The following is a 25,322-nucleotide window of genomic DNA, read 5'->3' as shown; positions in this document are numbered from 1 at the left end:
ACCTGTAGGCGTACAGCTTGCTGACGCGACGAGCGGAGCTCGTAATTACTATCGTTAGCTAAAAAGCGCTTTGCGTTAAATCAGCTACAAATTCTCTTGTGCTTCATTCACCATATCTTTGAGTGCATCAATTAACATGGGATCTCGCGAGTTTTGTTTAGCAAGCTTTAGTGCGTATTTCATACTAGTGACGGCCTCTTTAAATTGTTTGTCAGCAGTGTAGCCTTGTGACAATCGCATGTGGGAGTAAGCGGCATTAGGGTAATCACGCGTAAATTGTTTTAGCGTAGTTATCGCTTTTTTAGTGTTACCAAATTTTTGCTGGCTATGGGCAAATTCTACATAAACGTCTTGTGGAATTTTAAGCTCAAAACCGTACTTATCACTCAATGCTTGGTAGTAACCAGTAATAAGGGATACATCAGCAAACTTTCCGTGCTCGTCAGTCACTTTGAATATTAGGTCACTAAATAAGGTAATTAGGCTATCGCTAAGTGCTGGTAGTATGGTGCCCATATGAGAAAAAGTAGGGTAATGCTTATACTCCCATTTTAGCTGCGTAGGCATTTGTTGTTCTAAATTGACTAACGTATTTAATACACCAGTATAAAAGCGTGATCCTTCACTTGCTACACTAATAAATAACGATTGAGCGCCTTTAGGATTTTTAGCGTATTTAATAATATTATTTTTTAACTCTTCATCACTCCACCAACTATTTGGGCTAATAGCTATGTAGTTGTTAAATAATTCCGGCTGATTAACTAAAGTATAAAGCGCTAATGTACCTGCATTAGAGTGACCAATTAAGGTGTTGTAGCCGTTAGTTGAGTAATTGCTATTTATGTAGGGCATGAGTTCGTTAGACACAAACTTTAAAAAATTGTCGGTTTGCCCAGCATCGGGCCATTTATTTTTTACAAAGGTTTGAAATTCAGTTTTTGGCTCACCTTCTACTTTAGGTAAGTAGTCACGCACGCGGTAGGTTGTATCAACACCAACAAGCATTGCATTAGGTATTTGCTCGTAATCAACAAGGGATTTAACTACACCAGAGGCTGTATGAAAGTGCTCAACACCATCAAGTAAATAAATAACATAAAGCGGCTGATCGTCTTTTACGGTTTCAGGTATGAAAATTCTTATTGGCCTGTCTTCGTTAAGTATTTTTGATTGTAGAATAACTTTTTTACCAACGGTTATGTCGGTTGTAGAGGTGTCTGCGTGGCTTAAAAAAGGTGTACTAAAAGTAAGTGCTAATACAAGCGAGAGTAAGAGCTTCATAAATATCCTTATTTAATAATGTGTTGCTTAATAATTGCACGCCTTTAGGTTTGAGTAAATGTTTATATTTTAGGGGCAGGTTTAAGGCTTACTTAATAAAACCCTACGTTTTTATGCGAAAAGATTTGGTATTTTTAAAGGCTATTGCACTTTGCACTGACTTTTTCGGTGGGTGCACCGCTTTTAGGCGCGACTAGCGCAGCTGGTAATATTTTCCTCTATAAACTTATCTATTAAAGCTTAAAAAACCTGCTTGCTTAATTATCAATCTAAGCGTAAAATGCGCGCTCATTTCGGCTTTTAAACTATTAATTCCTTGCCTTAAACCGACCGGCCGAAACGGTAGAAGGCTCTATTAACCGTAAGGAATATCCATGCGTCATTACGAAATCGTATTCATGGTTCACCCTGATCAGAGTGAGCAAGTATCTGGTATGATCGAACGTTATACTGGTTCTATCACTGAAGCTGGTGGTACTATTCACCGTCTTGAAGACTGGGGCCGTCGTCAACTGGCTTACCCAATCAACAAGCTTCATAAAGCTCATTATGTTCTTATGAACGTTGAAGCACCTACTGAAGTAATCAGCGAGCTAGAAACTACTTTCCGCTACAACGATGCAGTGCTTCGTAACTTAGTTATGCGTACTAAAAACGCTGTAACTGAAGCGTCTCCTCTTGCAAGAGAAGAGAAGAAAGAAGCACCAGCTGCTTAATTGTTTTGAGTCCTAGCATGGCACGTAGTCAGCAGTTAGTGTAATGGTTAGCCCATATATGAATCAGCTGGTTATATCGGGGGTTGTTTGTAAAACACCCAAGTTTAGCCAAAGCCCTGCAGGCATACAGCATTGTATTTTTGTTGTAGAACATAAATCGATGCAAACCGAGGCAGATCTTAACCGTAATAGTTACGTTAGGCTTCAGGTTGTTGCCAGTGGTAAGCAAATGCAACAACAGACTCAACATTTGCACGTTGGGCAGGCATTGCAAGTGAGTGGTTTTTTAAATCGCCACGAAGGTCGTAACGGCCTTAGCCAATTGGTTTTGCATGCTCAGCATATAGAAAGAATTATTTGAGGAATTAATCTCATGGCACGTTATTTCAGACGTCGTAAGTTCTGCCGCTTTAAAGCGGAAGGCGTACAACAAATCGATTACAAAGATCTAGCTACTCTTAGAAACTATGTTACAGAAAGTGGCAAAATCGTACCTAGCCGTATTACAGGTACTAGCGCTAAATACCAGCGCCAGCTAGCAACTGCTATTAAGCGTGCTCGCTACTTAGCCCTTCTTCCATACACTGACTTACATAAGTAAGCAGCGGATTAACAGTTTTTAAAAGGTGTAGAAACATGCAAGTTATTCTACTAGATAAGATCGCTAACCTAGGTAGCCTAGGTGAACAGGTTGTAGTTAAATCTGGTTTCGCACGTAACTTCCTTTTCCCGCAAGGTAAGGCAGTTCCTGCGACTAAAGCTAACATTGAAACTTTTGACGCACGTCGCGCAGAACTTGAAGCGAAAATCGCTGAACAGTTAGTTGCTGCACAAGCACGCGCTGACAAACTAGAAGCATTAGCTGAAGTTACTTTAGTATCTAAAGCTGGTGACGAAGGTAAGTTATTCGGTTCAATCGGTACTCGTGACATCGCTGACGCTATCTCAGCTGTTGGTGTTGAAGTTGCTAAATCAGAAGTTCGTTTACCTCTAGGTACTATCCGTGAGACTGGCGAATTTGACGTTGCAATCGCAGTACATTCAGACGTAACAGCTACTATTAAAGTAATCGTTATTGCTGAAGCTTAATTTTTAATTAAGCCCAAAAAGCCGTGCTTTTAGCGCGGCTTTTTTGTGTCTAAAATTCCTCTAAACGCTTTCTAAATCACCCCAAATAAATATTTTTATTATTTGTTTAAACCTTTTTTGTCTGTCTTTGCGTCTTACTAATCAATAAACTAAAAACATAAAAATAACTAAAAGGCGATATCACGGATGTTACACGTTAAACCCGAAAACGCGCCCATGTGCGAAGCTGCATTAATTGAGCGAGTTAAATCGGGTGACCAGGGCGCATACAAAGCGTTATATGAGCTGCACATAAAACGTGTTTACGGTTTATGTTTGCGCTTATTGGCCGATGAAGCGCACGCTGAAGATGCTGCCCAAGAGGTGTTTGTGCTGGTGTGGCACAAAATAGCGCAGTTTGACGGGCGTTCTCAGTTTTCTACTTGGTTATACAGTGTGGCAAGTAACGTGGCGATTAGTTATGTACGCAAGCACAAAAGCTGGTTAAACAAAGTAGTAAGTATTGAACAAAGCGGCATGGATGAGCAAAGCGCACAAAGTTGTAAAGGTTTAAACGGGTTAGATAAATTAATTGTTCGCTTACCAGAGCGTGCCCGCATGGTTTTTGTTTTATATGCTATTGAAGGCTACCGCCACGAAGAAATAGCTAAGCAATTAGGCATGGCTGTAGGGTCTAGTAAATCGCAATATCATCGTGCAAGGCAGTTATTACAAGAGTGGTACGAGTATGAGTAAGCAAAATTTTGATGACTACTTAAATGAGTCTTTAAATAATTTAAATAAAGACATAGCACCTAATAAACCGCTTTGGGCGGGAGTTGAGCACGCCATAGTGACGGCAAAGCCAAGTGCAAATAATAAATCATTGTGGCCAAAATTAACGGCTATTGCTGCTTGTAGTGTGGCCGCATTGCTTGCTGTAAATATGCTTATAAACAATAACGAGCCAAGCCAAGTAATGGTTATGAGCGATTATTTTAAAGCGCAAAAGCAAAGTTTATTAGTGCAGTATAAAAACCAAGATGCACTTACCAATAACTGGCAGGCACAACTACAAGAACTGGAAGAAGCGGAGCAAGCAATTAAACAAGCGCTTGAAAACGAGCCTCAAAACCAAGCGTTACTGACTATGCTGGCACAAGTTTATCAGCAGCAACTCGATTTAATAAACAAGGTGCATGCACCGCGTTGGCAGCAAATATAGGGGAATAATATGAAAGCAATTTTACTCGGATTAAGCCTATTACCACTAAGTGTATTAGCGGGTGATAAAATAGATAAGCAAATAGACGTACCAAGCGGTGGCACTATTTTTATTGAAAACCAGCGTGGCGATGTACAGATAACTGGTTGGGATAAAAATGAGTTTAAAGTATCTGGTGAGCTTGATGATAAAGCACAAGGCTTTGAGCTAAAAACAACAGGTGATAAAACCGAGTTTATAGTAAAAATGCCAAGCAATTTGGGCTGGGGAAACAATGGTGATGGCTCTAACTTAACTGTATTTATGCCAAAAAACAGTGGTTTAGAATTTGCGGGTGTTAATGTGTCGGTGGTAGCTAAAGCTCTTAAAAATGGTGCTGAAGTCGATGTAGTTAACGGTGAAATTACCGTTGATGATATTACTGGAAATATTAAGCTCTCCACGGTAAATGGTGATGTAAACGCAGAAAATTTAAACGGTAATATTCAATTTGAAACCGTAAACGGTGAAATTAACGATAGTCAATCAAGTGGCGAGCTGCGTTTTAGTGCCGTAAATGGTGATATCAAATCAAGCTCAACAGCAAGTGATATACGATTAGAAAACGTCAACGGCGATATTGATTTTACATTATCGAGTATTAAAAATTTACGTATTAATACCGTAAATGGTGAAGCCGAAGTACACATTAAAGAGCTGCTAAAAGGTGGCGATGTGCGTTTTGAGTCGGTTAGTGGCGATGGTGAGTTTTATTTCCCGCAAAGTGTATCAGCTAAATTTGAAATTAAAGCCCATGCTAATGGTAAAATTATTAATAAAGTAACCCGCGATAAAGTAAACAAAGCTAAATACGGCCCTTCAAGCGATTTAGAGTTTACTGCAAATGGTGGCAATGCAAACGTTGAAATGGATACGATAAGCGGGCGTATAGCGCTTCGCACTAAATAGCCTATTTAGCGTGTATGATTACAAAAAGCAGGAAAAGATTTCCTGCTTTGCTATTTGCACAGCCCCGCCAAGTCGATAGAATAGAGCCATTCAATTTTAGTACTGTGAAGTTATGGCCAAACCAGATAAGCAAGTCGATACCCTTAAAGTTCCTCCCCATTCAATAGAAGCTGAACAATCTGTTTTAGGTGGCTTAATGCTTGATAATCAAGCTTTTGACCGCGTAGCTGAGCTTGTTGTATCGCAGGACTTTTATACCCGCACGCACAAGTTAATTTTTGAGGCGATGACGGCGCTTGCTGAAATTGGCGATCCGATAGATTTAATCACAATTTCTGAAAGCCTAGAAAAAAATAATCAACTTGCTGGTATTGGTGGTTTTGCTTACTTAGCTGAAATAGCTAAAAACACCCCAAGTGCTGCCAATATCGATGCTTACGCAAACATAGTACGCGAACGTGCTGTTGTCCGTGAAATGATAGGTGTTGCAAACGAGATAGCCGAAGCAGGCTTTAATACCGAAGGGCGCACCAGCCACGACTTATTAGATTTTGCCGAGAGTAAAGTATTTAAAATTGCCGAGCAGCGCTCAAAAAGCACTGAAGGTCCGCAAAGCATACATAACATACTCGAAAAAACCGTTGATAAAATAGAAGAGCTTTATCAGTCACCACAAGATGGTGTTACCGGCGTGAGTACCGGTTATGCTGACCTTGATAAAATGACCACAGGCTTACAACCTTCAGATTTAATTATTGTTGCAGCACGTCCGTCGATGGGTAAAACCACGTTTGCGATGAACCTTGCAGAGCACGCGGCTATGACTCAAGACAAGCCAGTACTTATTTACTCATTAGAGATGCCCTCAGAACAAATTATGATGAGGATGCTCGCATCACTTGGTCGTATTAACCAAACTAAGGTACGTACCGGCCAGCTAGATGATGACGACTGGGCACGTCTTTCATCAACTATGGGCTTGTTGATGGAAAAGGGCAAAATGTATGTTGATGATGCATCAGGGTTAACACCTACTGATGTACGCTCACGTGCAAGGCGTATAGCGCGAGATCATGGTGGTATTAGTATGATCATGGTCGATTACTTACAATTAATGCGTGTACCTAGCTTGTCGGATAACCGAACACTTGAAATTGCAGAAATCTCGCGCTCTCTTAAGTCACTTGCAAAAGAACTTAAATGCCCGGTTGTTGCGCTTTCGCAGCTAAACCGTACGCTTGAGCAACGTGCTGATAAACGCCCAATTAACTCAGATTTACGTGAATCGGGTTCAATAGAGCAAGATGCCGATTTAATCATGTTTATATACCGTGATGAGGTGTACAACGAAGACAGCACTGAAAAAGGCATCGCCGAAATCATCATAGGTAAACAGCGTAACGGTCCAATTGGTAAAGTACGCTTAACATTCCAAGGTCAATTTTCTCGCTTTGATAATTACGCGGGGCCAGCAGTAGATGACGAATATTAATGCGACTAGCCACAGCTGAAATAAATTTAGCGGCACTTGCGCATAACTTAGCGCAAGTGAAGCGTTTTGCACCTAATAGTAAAATTATGGCGGTATTAAAAGCTAATGCATATGGGCATGGTTTAGTAACTATTGCCCAGCACCTAAATGGCGCTGATGCATTTGCTGTAGCCCGCATTGATGAAGCCTTAGCGCTTCGTGCAGGCGGATTAACCAAGCCTATAGTGCTGCTGGAAGGCTTTTTTAATAAAGCCGATTTGCCTATTTTGCTCGCGAATAATTTTCAAACCATTATTCATGATGAAAACCAATTGGCGGCACTTGAAAATGCTAAGCTTGATGCACCAATAACATGCTGGCTAAAAGTCAATACCGGTATGCACCGTTTAGGAATAGCGCCTGAGCAGTTTGAAGAGTTTTATAGTCGCTTGCAAAAAACAGCGAATGCAAAAAATACGATTAATTTAATGACTCATTTTTCGTGTGCTGATGATGTTGATAATACAAAAACGGTTCAACAAATTACGTTATTTGATAATTTAGTAAATGGTATTAATCAAGCGCATTGCTTATCAAATTCGGCGGGAATTATTGCTTGGCCTGAAGGGCATGGTGATTGGGTGCGCCCTGGACTTATGCTTTATGGTGTATCGCCAATGGCTAATAAAGTGGGGCAGCAGCATCAGCTTAAACCCGTTATGCACTTAACAACTAAAGTCATCGCAGTGCGTAATGTAGCTGCGCACGAGGCTGTTGGGTATGGTGGTCGCTGGCAGAGTGACAAGCCAACCAAACTTGCTGTTGTAGCAATGGGGTATGGCGATGGTTATCCGCGCCACGCCAAAGAAGGCACGCCAGTAATGATTGCAGGGCAGCGCTACGGTATAGTGGGTAGTGTGTCTATGGATATGATCAGTATCGATATTGGCTTAAATGAGCACAATGTAAAAGTAGGCGACAGCGTTACAATGTGGGGGCCAGAGCTTCCTGTTGAAGAAATAGCACAATGCGCCGATACTATCCCTTACGAGTTATTGTGTAATATCACACCGCGCGTAAGTTATGAGTATCAGCCATAGTTAGTTTTTAGCGTATACCAGTTGGTATAATTACTCTTTTATAAAGTAAATATCGCTAAAACCCATACGGGCAAATTCTTGGTCGCGAAAATTACGTACTGCTGATGACCCTTTAGAGGTCATTTCTATTTGGCGCACCATATTTAAGTAGTTTGTTAAATCGATACCTTCGGCAGCCGCAATAGCTTGATACATATCGTGATATTTGTCTTTTGCGAAGTTAATTTCGCGCGGTTGGTTTTTAAATGTATAGGTTATTCTGCGTGCCATAATAAGCTCAGCTAAATTGAGTGTTAGTGTAATTTTACACTGATTTGAATTGGCATTGAATGATTTGTTGAAATCAAATAATTAAAAGTAGAGTTTAAAATGAAATTATCAGTAGAGATCAGTAAATACCCGCTTCATCAAGATTATATCCCGTTTATTAAAGGCTTTATTGACCGCTTAAATGAATACGACAATTTAAAAGTAATCACTAATACGCTTTCTACACAAATTTTTGGTGACTACGATTTAGTCATGCAAGTGCTTAATACCGAAATTAAACGCTCGTACGAAGAGTTTGGTAAGGCTATTTTTGTATGTAAGTTTTTATCTGGCGATTTATCTCCAGAGTAATCGCTCCTATTTAATTTGTATTAAAAACGGTAACCGCACACATGGACTTTTTAACGCAAACCTTAAGTGGTTTTACAGCAATGTCGCATTGGGAATATATTGCGGTAGCGTTGTCTATTGCTTATTTATTACTCGCAATAAAAGAGAGCTTATGGTGCTGGCCTGCCGCTTTTTTTAGTACACTCATTTACACCATAATGTACTGGAACGGCGCACTACTTATGGAATCCTTGCTTAATTTTTATTACATGTATATGGCTGTATTTGGCTGGACTGTATGGCGTAAAGGCAAAAAAAATAGTTTAAGTATTGCATCGTGGTCGATGGAGCGTCACGCTGTGATTATAGCCGCTACAAGTGCTTCAGCCATTATTATTGGTTACGTAATGCAAAATTATACCCACGCTGATTTTGCCTATTTAGACAGTTTCACAACGTGTTTTGCTATAGTGACCACTTACTTAGTTGCTAAAAAGGTACTCGAAAACTGGTTGTATTGGATAGTCATAGATGCTGCGTCTATGTATTTATATTACGAAAAAGGTTATTACCCAACGCTAGCGCTCTTTATTTTTTATACCATTATGGCTGCGTGGGGTTTTAAAACCTGGTACGAAGAATACGAGCAGAGCCAAGCTAAGCCATTAGCACAGCTTTAATTAATGATTGAGCATACTAAGTTAGTAAAAGTGTGTAGTGCGTTTATAGAGCCTTTAAGCATTGTTTCAACCGAGCAACTACTTAATGGCTTTAGTAACGATAATTTTTTAATTCGCACTCAGCAAAGTGCCTATTTATTAAAATGTTATAAAACGCAGTGGCCAACAATTGGCTTACAAGCGCAGCAAGCACTCAGTAAGCAATTTATTTGTCCAAAACCAATATGGACAGATAAAAAAAATAACTACGCGGCTTTTAATTATATAGAAGGCGATATTGCTCAAAATAATACCCAGCAAAACCTCATTAGCAAGCTTGCTAAAGTGCATGCTTATCCTGTAAAAACGCCCGCTATGAATATCGCGCAAGAGCTGCTTTACTATCAGCAAAGCGATATATATAAACATCACCAATTACAAATAGAGCAGGCCTTAAAAAGCATTGCTCATATGCCTTACAGTGAAGGCTTTTGTCACAATGATTTAGTAAAAGACAATATTATTGTGAATGCATCGGGTATGTATTTAATTGATTTTGAATACGCTCAAACCAACGATGTTTACTTTGATTTAGCGGCACTGGCTGTAAGTTTTAACTTAAACGCGCAAAGTAGGGAGGCATTATTAAACAGTTATAAAGCCTGCTTAGAAAAAAAAGATGGGTTTTACTTTTCAACCAAAAAACTAGATTACTACATTTTACTTTTTTTAGTGCTATGCATTGGTTGGTATGAGCAGCGCGACATAAATACAAAATCTGCAGGGTTACGCGCGCAACTAATTAAACTTTTAGAGCGTTTAAGGTGTCATTAAAGACCACCAAAGCGTGCAGCTAGCTCTTTATATTTTGCAACTTCTGCAGAATCAAATTGTGGCTCACCATCTTCATCTTCTGATTTAGCAATTAATAAACTTTCTCGAGCAAGGCGTTTTACACGCTCAACTTTTACACCTAAAAACTCGGCTGTTTGCTCTGTAGACATTAGACTCATAATTATTTCCTTCGTATATATCAATTCGTATCACTACAACCATAGTATAATGTTGCTAAAGCGTTACTTATTTTTATCTAATATGAATAAATAGCGTGTTTTTAGGGAATTGTGAAGTGTTTTATTTAAAACAGCATAATTAATAAGCATATAAGCTGATGTTACTGGTATTTATTTGAAGATCTCTTTATCATTGCGAATGCTAAAGCACTGATATCGCGAGTTGGTGTGGCGGCACAAATGTGCTCTCGTGGTGAAATGGATATCACGTGGCCCTCCGGAGGCTGAGTTGTAGGTTCGATCCCTACCGAGAGCGCCATTTGATCTTTCTTCTCTGCGATATTTTCGTTACTTGCCGATAGCGTTTTGATAAGTAATCCTTTGTAGTTATTTATTACTACATGCTACTAAAAGACTAGACTTTTAAGCTTAATTAATGCTATTTAAGGTGCATATTCTCTAATTGTAAAAAATCCTGCCTTTATGCTAATTACTTTGCCAATAACTGAACTTACCCCTGGTATGTACGTTGATAGCGTAACTAAACAGCACGAAGGTATTAATAGCATTAAAATTAAGACCAGTGGTTTGGTGCGAAACAAATCAATTATTCAGCGCTTAGTCTCTGAAGGTGTACTAGAGCTGCTTATTGATTTTACTAAAGGCGATGCGGCTATTCCTGCCAAATATAAGCCGCAAAACAAATCTAAAACGTTTAACAGTCAACAAAAAGCCGATAAAACACCTACAGCAATAACACTTGAACAAGAATTTGCCAAAGCGAGTGTTAATTACGATCAACAAGGGCGCAAGCTACAATCGCTCTATGGAGATTTAACCTCTGGGCTTAGCTTGAATGTTAAGGTGCTTGATGAGATAGCTAGTGAGATAGTGAGCTCTGTATTTCGTAATGCAAACGCAATGTCTATCCTGACTCGCATCAAAGATAAACACAGTTATAACTGGCGACACATGATCAATTGCGCCATTTTTACCGCCGTTTTTGCTAAGTATCTTGGTTATGAAGAGCCTTTAGTGCAAGAGTTGGCTATGGGCGCGTTACTTCACGATTTAGGCCAAGCTAAGCTTCCTCAAGGTATTTTTTCAAAACCAAGTAAAGTGACTAATAATGAGCTTATTGCTATTAAAAAACATGTAGCACAGGGCCTTGGCTTAGTTAAAGGTGAAAAGGGCATAACGCCGCTTATGCTAGATATGATAGTAAATCACCATGAGCGTTTAGATGGCTCAGGTTACCCACGGGCTATACAAGGTGATAAAATAAGCCGTCCAGCGCGTATTATGGCTATTGTAGATGTATATGATGCAATGACCGCTGATAGGCCGCATCAAGATGGTGATGAGCCAATTAATGCGCTACGTTACTTGTTAGCTAATAAACATATGTTTGATGCAGAGCTGGTGCAGCACTTTATTAAGTGTTTAGGAGTGCACCCCGTAGGGACGATAGTAAAGTTAACTAACGATCGTTTAGCGCTAGTACTTGAAGGTAATAAGCTTAATCCTATAAAGCCTAAAGTTAAGCTATTTTATAATGCTAAGCATAGTCATCATATAACGCCCAAAAACATTGATTTAAGTGATCACACTCATGACATAAAAATACTGGCGAGTGTAAAACCACTCGACTACCAGATTAATTTGTCTCGCTTGTTAAAAGAGCATTTGATAACTTAGCTTTACTGCATTGCCTTTTTTTACTTTGCTTAGCCGAAATAAATGCTCCTAAGAAGCAACTCCCCATTAAAGTTAGCCATATTAAAGTACCTAGCTCTACATGAAGCGCAATGCAACACAGAGCCAAAGAAACCAATGCATTTAACATCGCTCCTAGCCAATAATGATTTACCGGGTTATCACATTGTCCGGCTTGTGTGCATGCGCAATAGTTTGCTTTATAGAAACAAAATACACTTGCCCCACAAAATATTAGTCCTGCAATAATAAATGAAATGATCACAGCGTTACTTCCTTAGTGATTTTATAAAGAGTGTAATTTGCTCTATATTTCAAGTCAATCTAAATGATAATTAATTACAATTAGAGCTTTAGCTCTAATAGCACATTTCTCGTCCGATGAGTTTTAAATAGTTGTTAAAATGTCGTTAAAAAACGTGTTTTTTGCTATTTTTTGATGCATTCATAGAGTTTTTTACAAAAAATTAAGGTAGTGTAGCCAAGTTTAAAATCCTAATAACAACACACATAGCTACCCAAACAGTAAGTTTGGTTAAGGACTCAACAATGAAATTTACTAAAACGCTTATCGCAGCCTCGCTTGCATTTGTATCGGCTGACACTTTTGCAGCCGCGTTTCAATTATCAGAGCAAAATGCATCGGGTTTAGGCCGTGCATATGCTGGTGAAGCATCTATCGCAGACGACGCGTCTGTAGTTTCACGTAACCCAGCATTAATGACTTTATTTAAAGACAAGCAGCTAAGTGTTGCTGCTATTGGCGTAATTCCAGATGTAAGCCTAGAAGGTGAAAGTGCGCCAACCGGTATTGATGAGTCATCATTAGATGACGACAGCATTGCACCAAGTGCAGTGGTACCAGCTGCTTACTTTACTATGCCTTACAACGATAAAGTATCACTTGGTTTTGGTGCGTTTTCTAACTTTGGTTTATCTACAGAGTTCAACGATGATTACGCGGCAGGTCAAATTGCTGGCGAAACAGAAATTTTTACCGTTAACCTAAATGCAAGCGTTGCATACAAAGTATCAGAGCAATTTAGTTTTGGTATTGGTTTAAACTACATTTACGCGGATGCAACGATAATACGAAATGTAGGTGCTAATCCTGGGATCCCATTCTCAACAAATGTGGTTGACTTAGAAGGTGATGATACTGGCTACGGCTTAAACGTTGGCTTGATGTATCAATTAGATGAAAATAGTCGCTTTGGTTTTAATTACCGTACAGAAACTGATATTACATTCGAGGGGACTTATTCAAGTACTGCCCGCGGTATTGCTGAGCGTTCTGGGTCTGTTGATGTTACATTACCAGCTATTGCCGAGTTTTCTGGTTCACACCAGTTAGATGAAAAATTAGGTTTACACTACAGCGTATTGTGGACAGGCTGGAGTAGTTTTGACAAATTAGAAGCAGAAGTAGGTTTGCCGCCAGAGCAAAGTTTTGAAAAAACAGAAGATTTTTCTGACTCTTTTCGTTATTCAATCGGAACAGACTACCAGCTAAATGAAAGTTTACTGCTTCGTGCTGGTGTTGCATTTGATGAATCGCCAGTTTCAAAAAACCATTTATCAATCTCTATTCCAGATACTGACCGTTTTTGGTTCTCTTTTGGTGGTAACTACACAATAGATAAAAATTCTAACGTTGATCTTGGTGTAAGTATTATCCGTGGTAAAACACAAAACTTTAAAGAAACTGATGACTCAGGTAGCGAATGGGGCTTCGAGTCTAAAGGCCACGCAGTATTACTTGGCGCTCAGTACAACTACAAGTTTTAATGTAGACATGCCTTGTGGTTAATCACAGGGCACAAAAAAGCCGCTGACTTTAATTAAAGTGAGCGGCTTTTTTAATGCCTATTAAATAGTATTAATAGGCATTTTATGAGAGCTTATAAACTTTCTATTTTAGTCTTTTGCTCAAGTAGCTTAGTTTTAGCATCAGTGAACTCAGCTAATTTAGCGTTTTCTTTAGCAAGTACAGCCTCTGGTGCGTTGTTAACAAACTTTTCATTAGCGAGTTTGTTTTGTACTTGCGCTAAGCCCTTTTCAGCTTTTTCTAGCTGCTTATTAATACGTGCAAGCTCGGCTTCAACGTCAATTAAGCCCGCCATTGGGATCATAATTTCCAGGTTGCCAACATAAGATGTTGCACACGCAGGTGCCTCGTCTTTGTTTTCAAGCATGGTAAACGCTTCAATTTTTGCAAGTGATGCTAAAAATGATTTGTTTTCTTCAATGCGGCGCACGTCGTCGCTCGATGCATTAGCAAGTAATACGCTAAGCGGTTTACTTGGGCTAATATCCATTTCACCACGAATGACACGAATAGCTAAAATGAATTGTTTAACCCACTCTAAATCGTCCATTGCTTTTGCATCAACGTTTGCCTCACAGTATTCAGGGAAGCCTTGGACCATAATGCTAGTACCTGCTGTTTCAAGGCCTGCAAGTGGTGCAACACGTTGCCAAATAGTTTCTGTGATATATGGCATCATCGGGTGCATTAAACGCAGTAAGCTCTCAAGCACAGTAATTAATGTATTACGTGTACCACGTTGCTGCGCGTCAGTCCCTTTAAATAATACTGGTTTAGTTAGCTCTAAGTACCAATCACAAAACTGGTTCCAAGTGAATTCGTAAAGCGTGTTTGCAGCTAAATCAAAACGGTAGTTATCAAGGTGCTCAGTGTAGGTTTTAACGGTTGATTCATATTGACCTAAAATCCAACGATCAGCTAGTGAGAGCTCTTTATCGTTATTGTTAAAACCACAGTCTTGCTCTTCTGTGTTCATTAATACGTAACGGCTCGCGTTCCATAGTTTGTTACAGAAGTTACGGTAACCTTCAAGGCGGTTCATGTCCCAGTTAATATCACGGCCGGTAGAGGCCATTGCTGCAAGGGTAAAGCGAAGCGCATCGGTACCGTGAGCTTCAATACCATTTGCAAATACTTTGCGGGTATCTTTTTCTATTTTTGCAGCAAGTTTTGGCTGCATCATGTTACCAGTACGCTTTTGTACTAAATCTTCAAGCTCAATGCCGTCAATCATGTCTAGTGGGTCAAGTACGTTACCTTTAGATTTCGACATTTTATCGCCGTTGTCGTCACGTATTAAGCCCGTTACATACACGGTTTTAAATGGCACTTGTGGTTTGCCATTTTCGTCTTTTATAAAGTGCAGCGTCATCATAATCATGCGCGCAACCCAGAAAAAGATAATATCAAAACCCGTTACCAATACATCAGACGGATGGAAGGTTTTTAAATCATCGGTATTTTCAGGCCAGCCTTGCGTTGAGAACGTCCAAAGCGCTGATGAGAACCACGTATCAAGTACGTCTTCGTCTTGGCTAAGTGTTACGCTATCTGCGATGTTGTTTTCACGGCGAACTTCTGCTTCGTCGCGGCCAACAAATACGTTGCCTTCGCTGTCGTACCAAGCAGGAATACGGTGACCCCACCAAAGCTGGCGTGAAATACACCAATCTTGTACATCGTTCATCCACGAGAAGTACATGTTTTCGTATTGCTTAGGTACAAATTGAATGTCGCCGTTTTTAACTGCATCTTTTGCAGGTTCAGCAAGTGGTGCAACACGTACATACCATTGGTCGGTAAGTAGTGGCTCAATGACCACACCAGAACGGTCGCCGTAAGGAACAGTTAGGTCGTGATCTTCAATTTTTTCAAGTAAACCAAGTTCTTCAAATTCAGCCACAATCGCTTTACGCGCTGCAAAACGGTCAAGGCCGTGTAAGCGCTCAGGAATTGGCGCATCAAACTCAAGTTCTTTACCATCAAAGGTGTATGTTTCACCTTGCGTTAAAATAGCAGCGTCTTTGTCGAAAATATTAATCATTGGCATCTTGTGACGTTTGCCAACTTCGTTATCGTTAAAGTCGTGTGCAGGGGTGATTTTTACGCAACCTGTGCCTTTATCTTTATCGGCATGCTCATCTGCAACAATAGTAATACGACGATTAACGATAGGTAGTAAAATGTCTTTACCGATTAAGTCTGTGTAGCGCTCATCATCAGGGTTTACAGCAACACCAGAGTCACCCAACATGGTTTCTGGGCGAGTTGTAGCAACAATAATATAGTCTTTACCGTCTTGTGTTTTAACGCCATCGGCTAATGGGTAACGTAAGTTCCACATGTGACCTTGTTTGTCTTTGTTTTCAACTTCAAGGTCTGAAATAGCGGTGTGTAATTTTGGATCCCAGTTTACTAGGCGTTTACCACGGTAAATTAGGTTTTCTTTATGAAGGCGTACGAATACTTCTTTAACCGCTTCAGATAGGCCATCGTCCATAGTAAAACGTTCACGGTCCCAATCAACCGATGCGCCAAGACGGCGAAGCTGTTTAGTGATAGTACCGCCAGATTCGTTTTTCCATTCCCAAATTTTATTAATAAAATCTTCACGGCCTAAATCATGGCGAGTTTTACCTTCTTCAGCGTGTAGTTTACGCTCAACCAACATTTGCGTTGCAATACCCGCGTGGTCAGTACCTACTTGCCATAATGTGTTGTTACCCTGCATACGCTTAAAACGCGTTAGGGTATCCATTATTGTATCTTGGAAGGCGTGGCCCATGTGCAAGCTACCAGTAACATTTGGCGGCGGGATCATAATTGAATACGGTACACCTTGGCCAGATGGCTTAAAGTAGCCTTTTTGTTCCCAGTCTTGATATAACGACTGTTCGATATCTTGCGGATTGTAGGTTTTATCCATTACACAGAACCTTAAATAAGTACTTAAATTAGTTGGTTAGTTTGCCTGAGTGGCTAACTATTTATATCTTGCGTGGTGAGATTGGCACCGAGTTGGCGTAGCTTTTTAAAACGCTCACGGGCTGCTTGTTTAGCAGCGGGCTCTACGGGGACAAAATCAAAAACTTGGTTAAATCGACGAATATAATCCGGTAACTGGGTAGCCAAGTTAATTAAAACTTTACGGTTGCCAACAGGTGGCGTAATGCCAATTTCTACAGGTGCGCCGCCTTTTGGGCCTTCACCTTGTAGGTTATGTGGCACAAAACTATCTGGGTCGAATGCCCAAATTATTTCATCAATGGCACAGGCAGTTTCGTTATCGTTTACACAAATAAATACACGCTGTCCATTTCGATACTGATCGGCCGCAACTTGTGCAGCCAAAGCAAAATGATCGTCAGCCTTCGCTTTAGACTCATCTTGTTGCTTTAGAACGAAAAATTTAGCGTTCATGTTCATTGTATCGGGGTTTCCCATGACATTGAATGCATACCAATTTGATACACATAAATTAAGAGGCAGATTTTGCCATATAACCGGGTTTGCTTCAATTAATACACAAATAAATAAGGCGCCAAATGGCGCCTTATAAGTAGCTTTTTAAAGAGTATGTTTAATCTTGAGCGGCTTCACTTATACCGGCTCTGTTTAATAAATACTGAGTAAGCATAGGAACAGGGCGGCCAGTTGCGCCTTTTTTAGCGCCACTGCGCCACGCAGTACCGGCTACATCTAAATGCGCCCAATTATACTTTTTAGTAAACTTAGATAAGAAACACGCAGCGGTAATTGTTCCTGCAGAGCGCCCGCCTAAGTTTGTAAAATCGGCAAATGGGCTATCTAGTTGATCTTGATAGTCATCCCACAGTGGTAACTGCCATGCACGGTCGCCACTTTGCTCAGAAGCTTTTAATAAGTCATGCGCCAGCGGGTTATGATTTGATAGTAACCCTGTAGCATGTGCGCCAAGGGCTACGATACACGCACCTGTTAGCGTAGCTACGTCAATTACTGTATCAGGGTCAAAGCGCTCAACGTATGTAAGTGCATCACATAATACTAAGCGGCCTTCAGCATCGGTATTAAGTACTTCAACAGTTTGCCCCGACATCGTTGTTAATATATCACCCGGGCGATATGCATTAGAGCTAGGCATGTTTTCACAGCCTGCTAAAACCCCAATTACGTTAATCGGTAATTGCATTTGTGCTAATGCGCGCATTGCGCCAATAACACCTGCAGCACCGCCCATGTCGTATTTCATTTCATCCATGGCTTCGCCAGGTTTAATTGAAATACCGCCTGAGTCAAACGTTAAACCTTTACCTACTAACACAATTGGCGCTTGGTCATCGCTTGCGCCTTTGTAGTTAATAATAGACATAACAGATTCGTTATCACTACCACGGCCAACTGCTAAGTATGAGTTCATACCAAGCTCTGCCATTTTTTCTTCACCAACAATATCAACAGTAATATTATCAAAGTTGGTTGCCAGCTCTTGGGCCTGTTCGCCTAAATACGCAGGGTTACAAATATTAGGTGGCATGTTTGCTACGTCTTTACATAGCTTACTGCCTGCTGCAATAGCTAAACCGTGCTCAATAGCGCTTTCGCCAATAGTAAGTTCGCGACGAGTAGGCACATTGAATACCATTTTACGAAGTGGGCGACGCGGGTCTACTTTTTTACTTTTTAGTTGGTTAAACGTATATAAACAATCTTGTGTTGTTTCTACTGCTTGACGTACTTTCCAGTAGGTATCGCGACCTTTAACGTGTTGCTCTGTTAAAAAGCAAACCGCTTCCATCGAGCCTGTTTCGTTTAAGGTGTTAATTGTTTTAGAAATAATTTGCTTATATTGCTTATCGTCAAGCTCACGCTCTTTGCCACAACCAACAAGCAGTACGCGCTCGCTTAATACATTAGGTACATGATGTAATAATAAAACTTGCCCTGGTTTGCCTTCTAGGTCACCACGGCGAAGTAAATTTGAGATGTAACCATCACTGATTTTATCGAGTTGTTCACCAATGGGGGATAACCTACGTGGCTCGTAAACGCCAACTACAATACATGCACTGCGTTGTTTTTCTGGGCTACCACTTTTTACGTTAAATTCCATTGTTACTCCTGATTTTGAGTCATTTAAGTTATAAATTGGGGCTAAAAAATTATTTTCTAGTCTTAATTACGTAACTTGTGTAGAGATAGTTTTAATTTTAACTGACTTTACTAGACTCTTACTGTGTAATTGAACTTTATATGCTTAAGGGCCACTAATGCAACATTATATCCTGTACTTAGGTAGGATAATTAATTTTGATGGCTTATAATAATAGCCTATTTGCCAGTTTTAACTGGGTAAAATAGCTATTTAACTATTCAACACTCACTTTTGTAGTGAAATTCCATGTTTAACAGGGGCGAGCATTGCTTATTTTCCGTTATTTGACCGCTGAGGTTTTAAAATCGCAGGTCGCCGTATTCTTAACTTTGATGACCATTTTTGTGTCGCAAAAGTTTGTTGGCATTTTAGGTGACGCATCTGAGGGAAGCATTCCGGCTAAGCTAGTGCTCTCTATGATTGCACTCAAACTTCCACAATTAGCTTCGCTTATTTTACCGCTAAGTATATTTTTGGGCATTATTTTAGCCTACAGCCGAATTTACGCCGATAGCGAAATGACCGTTCTTAAAGCGTGTGGTGTGAGTGAATGGTACGTTGTACGAGTAACCCTAATTTCAAGTGTTGGTTTAGCCTTACTTGCCGCGGCATTAACAATGTATGTTGCACCGTGGGCGAGCGAGCAAGAGTACCAATTAAAAGAACAAGCTAAAGCCGACGCCGGGTTATCGGCGCTTAGAGCTGGGCGTTTTCAAGAAACCGGTAACGAAAAAGCCGTTGTGTTTATTCATAATATTGAAAAGGGCGGCAAAGAGTTAAATAAAGTATTTGTAGCACAACTGCCTGACAGCGAAAAAGACAACCTAGCGCGCTTAGTATACGCCGAGCAAGGTGTCGTTATAGAGTCAATTAGTGGCGAGCAACAACTTGTGCTTACAGATGGTAAACGCTACGAAACCGATGGTAAAACACCTGCACTTAATTTAACCGAATTTGACGGCTACAGTGTGCAAATTCGTGAACAAGAAATAGAGCACCAACGCCGTAAATTAGAAGCCGTACCCACTAATCAATTACTGGCTTTAAACACCTCTGAGTCTATTGCTCAGTGGCAATGGCGTATTGCTATACCGCTTTCTATTCCATTACTTACTTTACTGGCTGTGCCATTGAGTGTGGTTAATCCTCGCCAAGGTAAATTTGCAAAATTAGTACCTGCAATTAGCTTATATTTAGGGTATTTCATTTTACTTAATGCTGCTAAATTTGCCGTAGAAGATGGTAAAATCCCACCTTCTATAGGTCTTTGGTGGATACATTTAAGTGCACTCTTTATTGGTAGTTTACTAATTATTAAAGGACGCCCGTTAGGTGTTTGGCTTAAAGCTGTTATTACTAAAAGGGAGTTAAGCGCATGATGAAAACTCTTGATTGGTATTTAGGGCGAAGCATATTACAAACTACAGGTTTTGCATTGCTCGTGCTGGTAGGTATTAGTACGTTAATTAAGTTTATCGATCAGCTAAAATCGGTAGGACGCGGTAGTTACGACTTGATGACTGCACTGCTTTACACGTTGTACACTATCCCCGGTGATTTGGTTATATTTTTCCCTATGGCTGCGCTGATAGGCGGCTTGACTGGGTTAGGCGCACTAGCCTCAAATAGTGAGCTGGTAGTTATGCAAGCAGCGGGTATGTCGCGCTTACAAATTATTGGCTCAGTAATGAAAACTGCAGTATTTATGGCTGTATGCATGATGGCTTTAGGCGAGTGGGGCGCGCCAGAGGCGCAGTTGCATGCCAAAGAAATGCGTAACCAGGCAATACACGGGGGCGATGTATTTAATGCTCAAAAAGGTGTATGGGCAAAAGATGGTAACAACTTTATTAATATTGAAGATGTAGACCAAAACGGAAAGTTAAACGGTTTGCATATGTACCACTTTGATAAATCATTAGATTTAACGCAAATAACAAAAGCTCGAGAGGCCGTAAGCCGTAATGAGGGTTGGCTTTTACGTGATGTAAATAAAGTACATATTACGGATGAGAAAATCAGCAGTGAACAAATAGAAGAAGAGTTTTATCCGTCGCAATTAACTGCTGAAAAGTTAGGCGTGGTTTCGGTAAAACCTGAGTCGCTTTCGTTCACAGGCCTCTGGTCATATCTTGGCTACTTAAAGCAGAACGAGCAAGACACAAGTACTTACGAGTTAGCGTTATGGCGAAAAATAATGCAGCCAGTATCTGTGGCAGTTATGCTGCTGGTGGCGCTGTCGTTTATATTTGGCCCGCTGCGCACGGTAACAATGGGCGCACGTATTATTATGGGTGTGGTGACAGGTATTGTATTTCATCTAACGAATGAAATATTTGGCCCTGTGGTTATGGTTTACCAAATACCAGCAATTATTGGCGCAGTGCTACCGAGTGTTATATTTATAAGTTTTGCTACATATCTTATGAATAAGCGGGTGTAGTATTATTGCTAGGCATTAAAAAAGGGTGACCAATTGAAATGGTCACCCTTTTTGTTTTTAAGCCTTTACTACATTGACTAAGTTAGTATTAATCAAGCTCGCGATAAATGCGTTTATTTTCTTCTTTTGTAAGTGCAATCACTTCAGTTTTAGATACATAATCTTGCAGTGCTTTTTTGTTTTTAAAATCAACTAATACCAGAAAATTGCCTAAACCAAGCAATGCACTAACGCTGCGAATAAAAGATTGCGGCCAACTAATTAAATTGCCCTCTAAGGTTTGCACCTTCAAGCGCCATGCGCGCATACCAATGGTTTGACCGCTTTTAGTCCAAAAGTAGCCAAAAAATACTAATGCAACAATAACCAAAAGGGCGCTTCGTATACTTGATAGCAACAGCGAGTCCTGAATAAGTGCCGATACATCCTCAGCGCCATTTAAACTAATAACATCAAGGCTAATAAGCCCTTGTACAGCAAATAAATAAAGTACAACGGTTAACATGGCAAACGCAATTATGGCTAACGTATCATAAACTAAAGACGCAAAACGGCGCCAAAAACCAGCGCGTGGAAACTCACCAGACATAAATATACTCTCACTGTTAATGTGCGCGCTAGTTTAGCAAAAAAGCTTACAAATACTAAGCGCTATAGTTTAGCGATACTATTTAACCTAACAATCACTTTTGAAAATGTTAATAGGTGGCTAAATGTTAAGCGGTTGATCATGCTAATGTCATAAAGTGCTTGCTGCTACCCCTATTGTTTGTATAATGCTTTGCATAGAGACGAAGGCACATAAATAATCCTTAGCTCTAAAGTGGTTTTTCTTTATCTTCTCTTGTTTAGAAGGTTAAAGAAAAATGATGCCAGCGTGATGAAATTGGTAGACATGGGGGATTCAAAATCCCCTTCCGAAAGGAGTGGCGGTTCGAGTCCGCCCGCTGGTACCACTTTTTATAACCCTAACCAGATTGGTTGGGGTTTTTTTATGCCTAAAATTTGAGTGGGGTGGACTCGAGCGCCACTCAAGTGGCGCTAATATCAGTTATAGTCCGCCTGCTGGGTGAGAGTGAACCGAAACGAAGTTTCGCAGTTACTCGAAGTGAGTTCATGGATGAACGATGGATACTGCTTCAGGGATGAATTAAGTATTCGTAATAAAATTTATGAAGGCTTACTCGAGCCCACTGAAGTGGCGCTAATATCAGTTACAGCCCACCTGCTGGGTGAGAGTGAACCGAAACGAAGTTTCGCAGTTACTCGAAGTGAGTTCATGGATGAACGATGGATACTGCTTCAGGGATGAATTAAGTATTCGTAATAAAATTTGTGGGGCGGACTCGAGCACCACTGAAGTGGCGCTAATATTAGCTATAGTTTACCTGCTGGGTGAGAGTGAACCGAAACGAAATATCATAGTTGCTTAAACCTACTATATTGGCAGTAAAATTGTAGCTACAGCGCCTTTGATGTCACCTCTATTTACTAAACTCAAACTGCCATTGTGTTGCTCAATTACGTTACGACAAAAGCTGAGACCAATGCCCTGGCCTTGTTGTTTAGTGGTGTAAAACGGCACAAATATATTATCCGGGTTTGCAAGGCCATGTCCGTTGTCAGAAATAGTAATGCAGTTCACCGTGTTTTGAGTGTCAATTTTCAATGCTATTTTAACTGGGCAGGAACTGGCTTCTATGGCATTTTTTATCAGGTTAATAATTACTTGATGTAAAAATGTACGATCGGCATTAAAAGTTGGGCAGTTAATGCTACGAGTAAACTCAACATCAGGGTAAATAGCGCATACTTGATTAAAAAAAGCCTGACTGTCTATCGTAACAATGTTGAGTGAAAGGGCTTTATTTATATCACCGTAGCGGGTTACAAACTCATTTAGGTGATTACAACGCTCACTTATTACGTTTAACGCTTGTGCCTGACGTGGCTCGGTAAGTTTTACCGCGAGGTTTTCGGCCATACCAATTACCGGAGTAAGCGAATTACGAATTTCGTGGCCGAGTACGCGAATTATTTGCTGCCATGCTTGTAGTTGGTTTTCGCGAAGAGCAGAGGTGATATTAATCATTACAATAAGTTGATGGCAACTGCCTTGCTCTATAAATTCACTGTGGCGTATCTGCCATTGCTGCGCAGTAATCGCATCGCTGAGTTGCCAATGAGCATCATGCTTTATAAGCCCTAATGCCTCTGCGCTTGAGTAGCGCAGAGTTTGCCATGGTGTATTTTTAAATTCGCTATATGCGTTGTTGGCATAGCTCAGCTTATTGCTTTGATCGAGCACCATTATTGGTACATTAAAGTGCTCAATTAGCTGATATACCAAAAATACATGCTGATCATAACGTGATTTCTTTTTAAATAATTCTTCACTTAAAGTAATTAAGCTTTGCTGCAATCGGTTGATGCTTCCGCCTTGGTAGCTCGGTTTAACGAGTTGGCTGTAGTCCTCATTCAAAATAGCATCTAGGTGGGCATGGTTACGATTAAAGCTACTTATAACTTTGTTATAAGTACTCATAAACAACTTAAAATAAATAACTAAAAATAGCACTGCAATTGTGACTGAACTTGCTGTCGACAAGGTAAAGTATTGGCTAATAAAATAGCAACCAATTGCAGATAAACAACCGCTTAGTGCAGCAAAGCTTATTAAACTACGCTCTAATGAAGAGCTAAAAAGCCAGCGTGCTTTCATACCGTAATGCCGTACTTTTCAAGACGACGGTACATAGATGATTTACCCAGACCTAATAACTTCGCAGCGTTAGGAATGTGGTCTTGAGTTTGTTTTAGTGCTAAATCAATGAGCTGTCGTTCAGCACTTTCTAGGGTCATTAATGGTAGCGTATTATTAGCTTGGTTATTATTTAGGTTAAGGTGACTTGCACTTAAGGTATCTGTTGTTGCTAATAAAACTGCGCGTTCAATAACGTGGCTTAACTCGCGTACGTTGCCTGGCCAAGAGTAGTGTAATAATGCAAGTTTGGCACAATCAGTAAGCTTTATTAAATTATGGTTATACTTTTTGGCGTGATGACTTATAAAGTGCTCACATAGCGGGATTATATCCTCTACACGTTCTCGCAATGGCGGAATAACAAATTCAAGCGTATTTAATCGATAATATAAATCTTCTCTAAATGCGCTACTAGCGATGAGTTTACTAAAATCCCCATTGGTAGCACTTATCAGCCTAACATTAGCTTTTTTAGTGTAACTTGCACCCACCATTTCATATTCTTGATTTTCAAGCACTCGCAGTAATTTAGCTTGTTGAGGGAGCGGAATATTTGCAATTTCATCTAGAAATAAACTACCATTCTCAGCTAGTTCAAAGCGACCAATACGTTCACTTTTAGCATCTGTAAACGCCCCTTTTTTATGCCCAAACATTTCACTTTCAAATAACGACTCTACAATTGCGCCCATATTTACTGCAATAAAAGGCTGAGTTTTACGAGCTGATTGTTGATGTATCCATTGGGCTAACTGACTTTTACCTGTGCCATTTTCTCCGGTTAGTAATATATTAGCATCAGTTTTGGCTACTTTTTCTAGTTGCTCAATCAGTTGTTGCATTGCTGTTGAGTTATAAATAAAAGGCTGCGAGGGATGATCGTTTAATTGCTGCTGTAACTTTTTATTTTTCTTAGTGAGATCATTAAGTGTTAGCTGTTGCTGAAGTAACTTTAATAGCCGCTGATTTTGCCAAGGTTTTTCAATAAAGTCGCATGCCCCTTGTTGCATTGCACGTACAGCTAAGTCAACGCTTGACCAGGCAGTCATTGCTATAACAGGAATCGCTAATTGTTTTTTTTGTACATACTGCAAAAAAGCCATTCCTTCATTACCAGACGTTGTATCGCGCGAGAAATTCATATCGAGCAAAATTAGATTCACAGCCTGGTCTGTTTCAAGCAATGCTTGTGCCTCAAAAGGATCGCTGCATTCAAGCACCAGATAACCACTATCTTCTAAAATAAATCGCGCGCTTAGACGAATTTCGGGGCTATCTTCGATGATCAAAATAGTGGCAGGCATAAACTTCCAAGTAAAAGGGATAAGCTAAATTATTGTAGCGTAAAGCGAT

At 40.2% G+C, this 25,322-nt stretch carries 26 protein-coding genes and 2 tRNA genes; 18 read left to right on the top strand and 10 right to left on the bottom strand.

The window, feature by feature from the left end; translation table 11 throughout:
- Nucleotides 1-84: 84 nt before the first annotated feature.
- Nucleotides 85-1,284, bottom strand: coding sequence for an alpha/beta hydrolase-fold protein (locus J8L73_RS14045; protein WP_211017987.1), 1,200 nt, complete (start codon nucleotides 1,282-1,284; stop codon nucleotides 85-87).
- Between the two features lie 374 nt (nucleotides 1,285-1,658).
- On the opposite strand from J8L73_RS14045, the gene rpsF reads away from it, so the two are divergent.
- The 9 genes from rpsF to alr all read left to right on the top strand — a co-directional run bounded on the left by rpsF (nucleotide 1,659) and on the right by alr (nucleotide 7,812).
- Nucleotides 1,659-2,000 carry a 30S ribosomal protein S6 gene (rpsF, locus tag J8L73_RS14040; protein ID WP_004588455.1) on the top strand — a complete coding sequence of 114 codons (342 nt, stop codon included), beginning with the start codon at nucleotides 1,659-1,661 and terminating at the stop codon, nucleotides 1,998-2,000.
- Between the two features lie 43 nt (nucleotides 2,001-2,043).
- Complete coding sequence (gene priB / locus J8L73_RS14035) at nucleotides 2,044-2,361, top strand: primosomal replication protein N (RefSeq protein ID WP_211017985.1); 318 nt, start codon at nucleotides 2,044-2,046, stop codon at nucleotides 2,359-2,361.
- A 12-nt stretch (nucleotides 2,362-2,373) separates the two neighbouring features.
- Nucleotides 2,374-2,601 (top strand): 30S ribosomal protein S18, encoded by a 228-nt coding sequence (gene rpsR, locus J8L73_RS14030; protein ID WP_002962753.1) that lies wholly within the window; start codon nucleotides 2,374-2,376, stop codon nucleotides 2,599-2,601.
- A gap of 35 nt (nucleotides 2,602-2,636) precedes the next feature.
- Entirely contained in the window at nucleotides 2,637-3,089 is a 453-nt protein-coding gene (gene rplI / locus J8L73_RS14025) for a 50S ribosomal protein L9 (RefSeq protein WP_058548074.1), read from the top strand.
- A 186-nt stretch (nucleotides 3,090-3,275) separates the two neighbouring features.
- Nucleotides 3,276-3,824 carry an RNA polymerase sigma factor gene (locus tag J8L73_RS14020; RefSeq protein ID WP_211017983.1) on the top strand — a complete coding sequence of 183 codons (549 nt, stop codon included), beginning with the start codon at nucleotides 3,276-3,278 and terminating at the stop codon, nucleotides 3,822-3,824.
- Nucleotides 3,817-4,293: a hypothetical protein gene (locus J8L73_RS14015; RefSeq protein WP_211000717.1), complete on the top strand. Its 477-nt coding sequence runs from the start codon at nucleotides 3,817-3,819 to the stop codon at nucleotides 4,291-4,293. The genes J8L73_RS14020 and J8L73_RS14015 overlap by 8 nt, the downstream gene beginning before the upstream one ends.
- A gap of 9 nt (nucleotides 4,294-4,302) precedes the next feature.
- Nucleotides 4,303-5,241 (top strand): DUF4097 family beta strand repeat-containing protein, encoded by a 939-nt coding sequence (locus tag J8L73_RS14010; RefSeq protein ID WP_211017981.1) that lies wholly within the window; start codon nucleotides 4,303-4,305, stop codon nucleotides 5,239-5,241.
- Between the two features lie 112 nt (nucleotides 5,242-5,353).
- On the top strand, nucleotides 5,354-6,733 hold the full coding sequence (gene dnaB / locus J8L73_RS14005; protein ID WP_058548071.1) for a replicative DNA helicase: 1,380 nt from the start codon (nucleotides 5,354-5,356) through the stop codon (nucleotides 6,731-6,733).
- Nucleotides 6,733-7,812: an alanine racemase gene (alr, locus tag J8L73_RS14000; RefSeq protein ID WP_211017980.1), complete on the top strand. Its 1,080-nt coding sequence runs from the start codon at nucleotides 6,733-6,735 to the stop codon at nucleotides 7,810-7,812. The genes dnaB and alr overlap by 1 nt, the downstream gene beginning before the upstream one ends.
- A 30-nt stretch (nucleotides 7,813-7,842) precedes the next feature.
- On the opposite strand, the gene J8L73_RS13995 is transcribed toward alr, so the two are convergent.
- Nucleotides 7,843-8,082 (bottom strand): DUF2960 domain-containing protein, encoded by a 240-nt coding sequence (locus J8L73_RS13995; protein ID WP_004588463.1) that lies wholly within the window; start codon nucleotides 8,080-8,082, stop codon nucleotides 7,843-7,845.
- Between the two features lie 99 nt (nucleotides 8,083-8,181).
- On the opposite strand from J8L73_RS13995, the gene J8L73_RS13990 reads away from it, so the two are divergent.
- From J8L73_RS13990 to J8L73_RS13980, 3 genes are read left to right on the top strand one after another with little or no spacing between them, the layout of a single operon-like run.
- Entirely contained in the window at nucleotides 8,182-8,433 is a 252-nt protein-coding gene (locus J8L73_RS13990) for a hypothetical protein (protein ID WP_004588464.1), read from the top strand.
- A gap of 41 nt (nucleotides 8,434-8,474) precedes the next feature.
- A complete protein-coding gene (pnuC, locus tag J8L73_RS13985; protein ID WP_211017978.1) occupies nucleotides 8,475-9,092 on the top strand; it encodes a nicotinamide riboside transporter PnuC in 618 nt (205 codons plus the stop codon).
- A 3-nt stretch (nucleotides 9,093-9,095) separates the two neighbouring features.
- Complete coding sequence (locus tag J8L73_RS13980; RefSeq protein WP_211017976.1) at nucleotides 9,096-9,905, top strand: phosphotransferase; 810 nt, start codon at nucleotides 9,096-9,098, stop codon at nucleotides 9,903-9,905.
- On the opposite strand, the gene J8L73_RS13975 is transcribed toward J8L73_RS13980, so the two are convergent.
- Nucleotides 9,902-10,084, bottom strand: coding sequence for a helix-turn-helix domain-containing protein (locus J8L73_RS13975; protein WP_211000722.1), 183 nt, complete (start codon nucleotides 10,082-10,084; stop codon nucleotides 9,902-9,904). The genes J8L73_RS13980 and J8L73_RS13975 overlap by 4 nt on opposite strands.
- A gap of 244 nt (nucleotides 10,085-10,328) precedes the next feature.
- Between J8L73_RS13975 and J8L73_RS13970 the strand changes: the two genes are divergently transcribed.
- Both J8L73_RS13970 and J8L73_RS13965 read left to right on the top strand, forming a co-directional pair.
- Nucleotides 10,329-10,403 (top strand) — tRNA-Arg (locus J8L73_RS13970).
- Between the two features lie 164 nt (nucleotides 10,404-10,567).
- Nucleotides 10,568-11,782, top strand: a complete 1,215-nt coding sequence (locus J8L73_RS13965; protein ID WP_211017974.1) for an HD-GYP domain-containing protein — start codon at nucleotides 10,568-10,570, stop codon at nucleotides 11,780-11,782.
- Here the strand turns inward: J8L73_RS13965 and J8L73_RS19395 are convergent.
- The gene (locus tag J8L73_RS19395) at nucleotides 11,742-12,065 is read right to left on the bottom strand and encodes a hypothetical protein (protein WP_348771797.1); all 324 of its coding nucleotides are present in this window, start codon (nucleotides 12,063-12,065) and stop codon (nucleotides 11,742-11,744) included. The genes J8L73_RS13965 and J8L73_RS19395 overlap by 41 nt on opposite strands.
- Before the next feature lie 284 nt (nucleotides 12,066-12,349).
- Between J8L73_RS19395 and J8L73_RS13960 the strand changes: the two genes are divergently transcribed.
- Nucleotides 12,350-13,588, top strand: coding sequence for an outer membrane protein transport protein (locus J8L73_RS13960; RefSeq protein WP_211017972.1), 1,239 nt, complete (start codon nucleotides 12,350-12,352; stop codon nucleotides 13,586-13,588).
- 113 nt (nucleotides 13,589-13,701) lie between these two features.
- Here the strand turns inward: J8L73_RS13960 and J8L73_RS13955 are convergent, their stop codons facing one another.
- The 3 genes from J8L73_RS13955 to pepA form a co-directional block, all read right to left on the bottom strand.
- Entirely contained in the window at nucleotides 13,702-16,554 is a 2,853-nt protein-coding gene (locus J8L73_RS13955; protein ID WP_211017970.1) for a valine--tRNA ligase, read from the bottom strand.
- A gap of 53 nt (nucleotides 16,555-16,607) precedes the next feature.
- Nucleotides 16,608-17,054 (bottom strand): DNA polymerase III subunit chi, encoded by a 447-nt coding sequence (locus tag J8L73_RS13950; RefSeq protein ID WP_104643670.1) that lies wholly within the window; start codon nucleotides 17,052-17,054, stop codon nucleotides 16,608-16,610.
- A 154-nt stretch (nucleotides 17,055-17,208) separates the two neighbouring features.
- Nucleotides 17,209-18,720, bottom strand: coding sequence for a leucyl aminopeptidase (pepA, locus tag J8L73_RS13945; protein ID WP_211000726.1), 1,512 nt, complete (start codon nucleotides 18,718-18,720; stop codon nucleotides 17,209-17,211).
- A 308-nt stretch (nucleotides 18,721-19,028) separates the two neighbouring features.
- Between pepA and lptF the strand changes: the two genes are divergently transcribed.
- Both lptF and lptG read left to right on the top strand, forming a co-directional pair.
- A complete protein-coding gene (gene lptF, locus J8L73_RS13940) occupies nucleotides 19,029-20,141 on the top strand; it encodes an LPS export ABC transporter permease LptF (protein ID WP_211000727.1) in 1,113 nt (370 codons plus the stop codon).
- Complete coding sequence (gene lptG / locus J8L73_RS13935; protein WP_211000728.1) at nucleotides 20,138-21,205, top strand: LPS export ABC transporter permease LptG; 1,068 nt, start codon at nucleotides 20,138-20,140, stop codon at nucleotides 21,203-21,205. Before lptF ends, lptG begins: the two co-directional genes overlap by 4 nt.
- Nucleotides 21,206-21,293: 88 nt before the next feature.
- On the opposite strand, the gene J8L73_RS13930 is transcribed toward lptG, so the two are convergent.
- Nucleotides 21,294-21,794 (bottom strand): RDD family protein, encoded by a 501-nt coding sequence (locus J8L73_RS13930; RefSeq protein ID WP_211000729.1) that lies wholly within the window; start codon nucleotides 21,792-21,794, stop codon nucleotides 21,294-21,296.
- Between the two features lie 282 nt (nucleotides 21,795-22,076).
- Here J8L73_RS13930 and J8L73_RS13925 point away from each other — a divergent pair.
- Nucleotides 22,077-22,161 (top strand) — tRNA-Leu (locus J8L73_RS13925).
- Nucleotides 22,162-22,643: 482 nt separating this feature from the next.
- On the opposite strand, the gene J8L73_RS13920 is transcribed toward J8L73_RS13925, so the two are convergent.
- Nucleotides 22,644-23,927 (bottom strand): ATP-binding protein, encoded by a 1,284-nt coding sequence (locus J8L73_RS13920; RefSeq protein WP_211000730.1) that lies wholly within the window; start codon nucleotides 23,925-23,927, stop codon nucleotides 22,644-22,646.
- Complete coding sequence (locus J8L73_RS13915; protein ID WP_211017961.1) at nucleotides 23,924-25,273, bottom strand: sigma-54 dependent transcriptional regulator; 1,350 nt, start codon at nucleotides 25,271-25,273, stop codon at nucleotides 23,924-23,926. The genes J8L73_RS13920 and J8L73_RS13915 overlap by 4 nt, the downstream gene beginning before the upstream one ends.
- Nucleotides 25,274-25,322 lie beyond the last annotated feature (49 nt).

This window comes from Pseudoalteromonas sp. MMG006 (genome assembly GCF_018101025.1).
Classification (GTDB): domain Bacteria; phylum Pseudomonadota; class Gammaproteobacteria; order Enterobacterales; family Alteromonadaceae; genus Pseudoalteromonas.
Note: the sequence above shows the minus strand (reverse complement) of the source record. Positions and strands in the feature narration are given on the sequence as shown.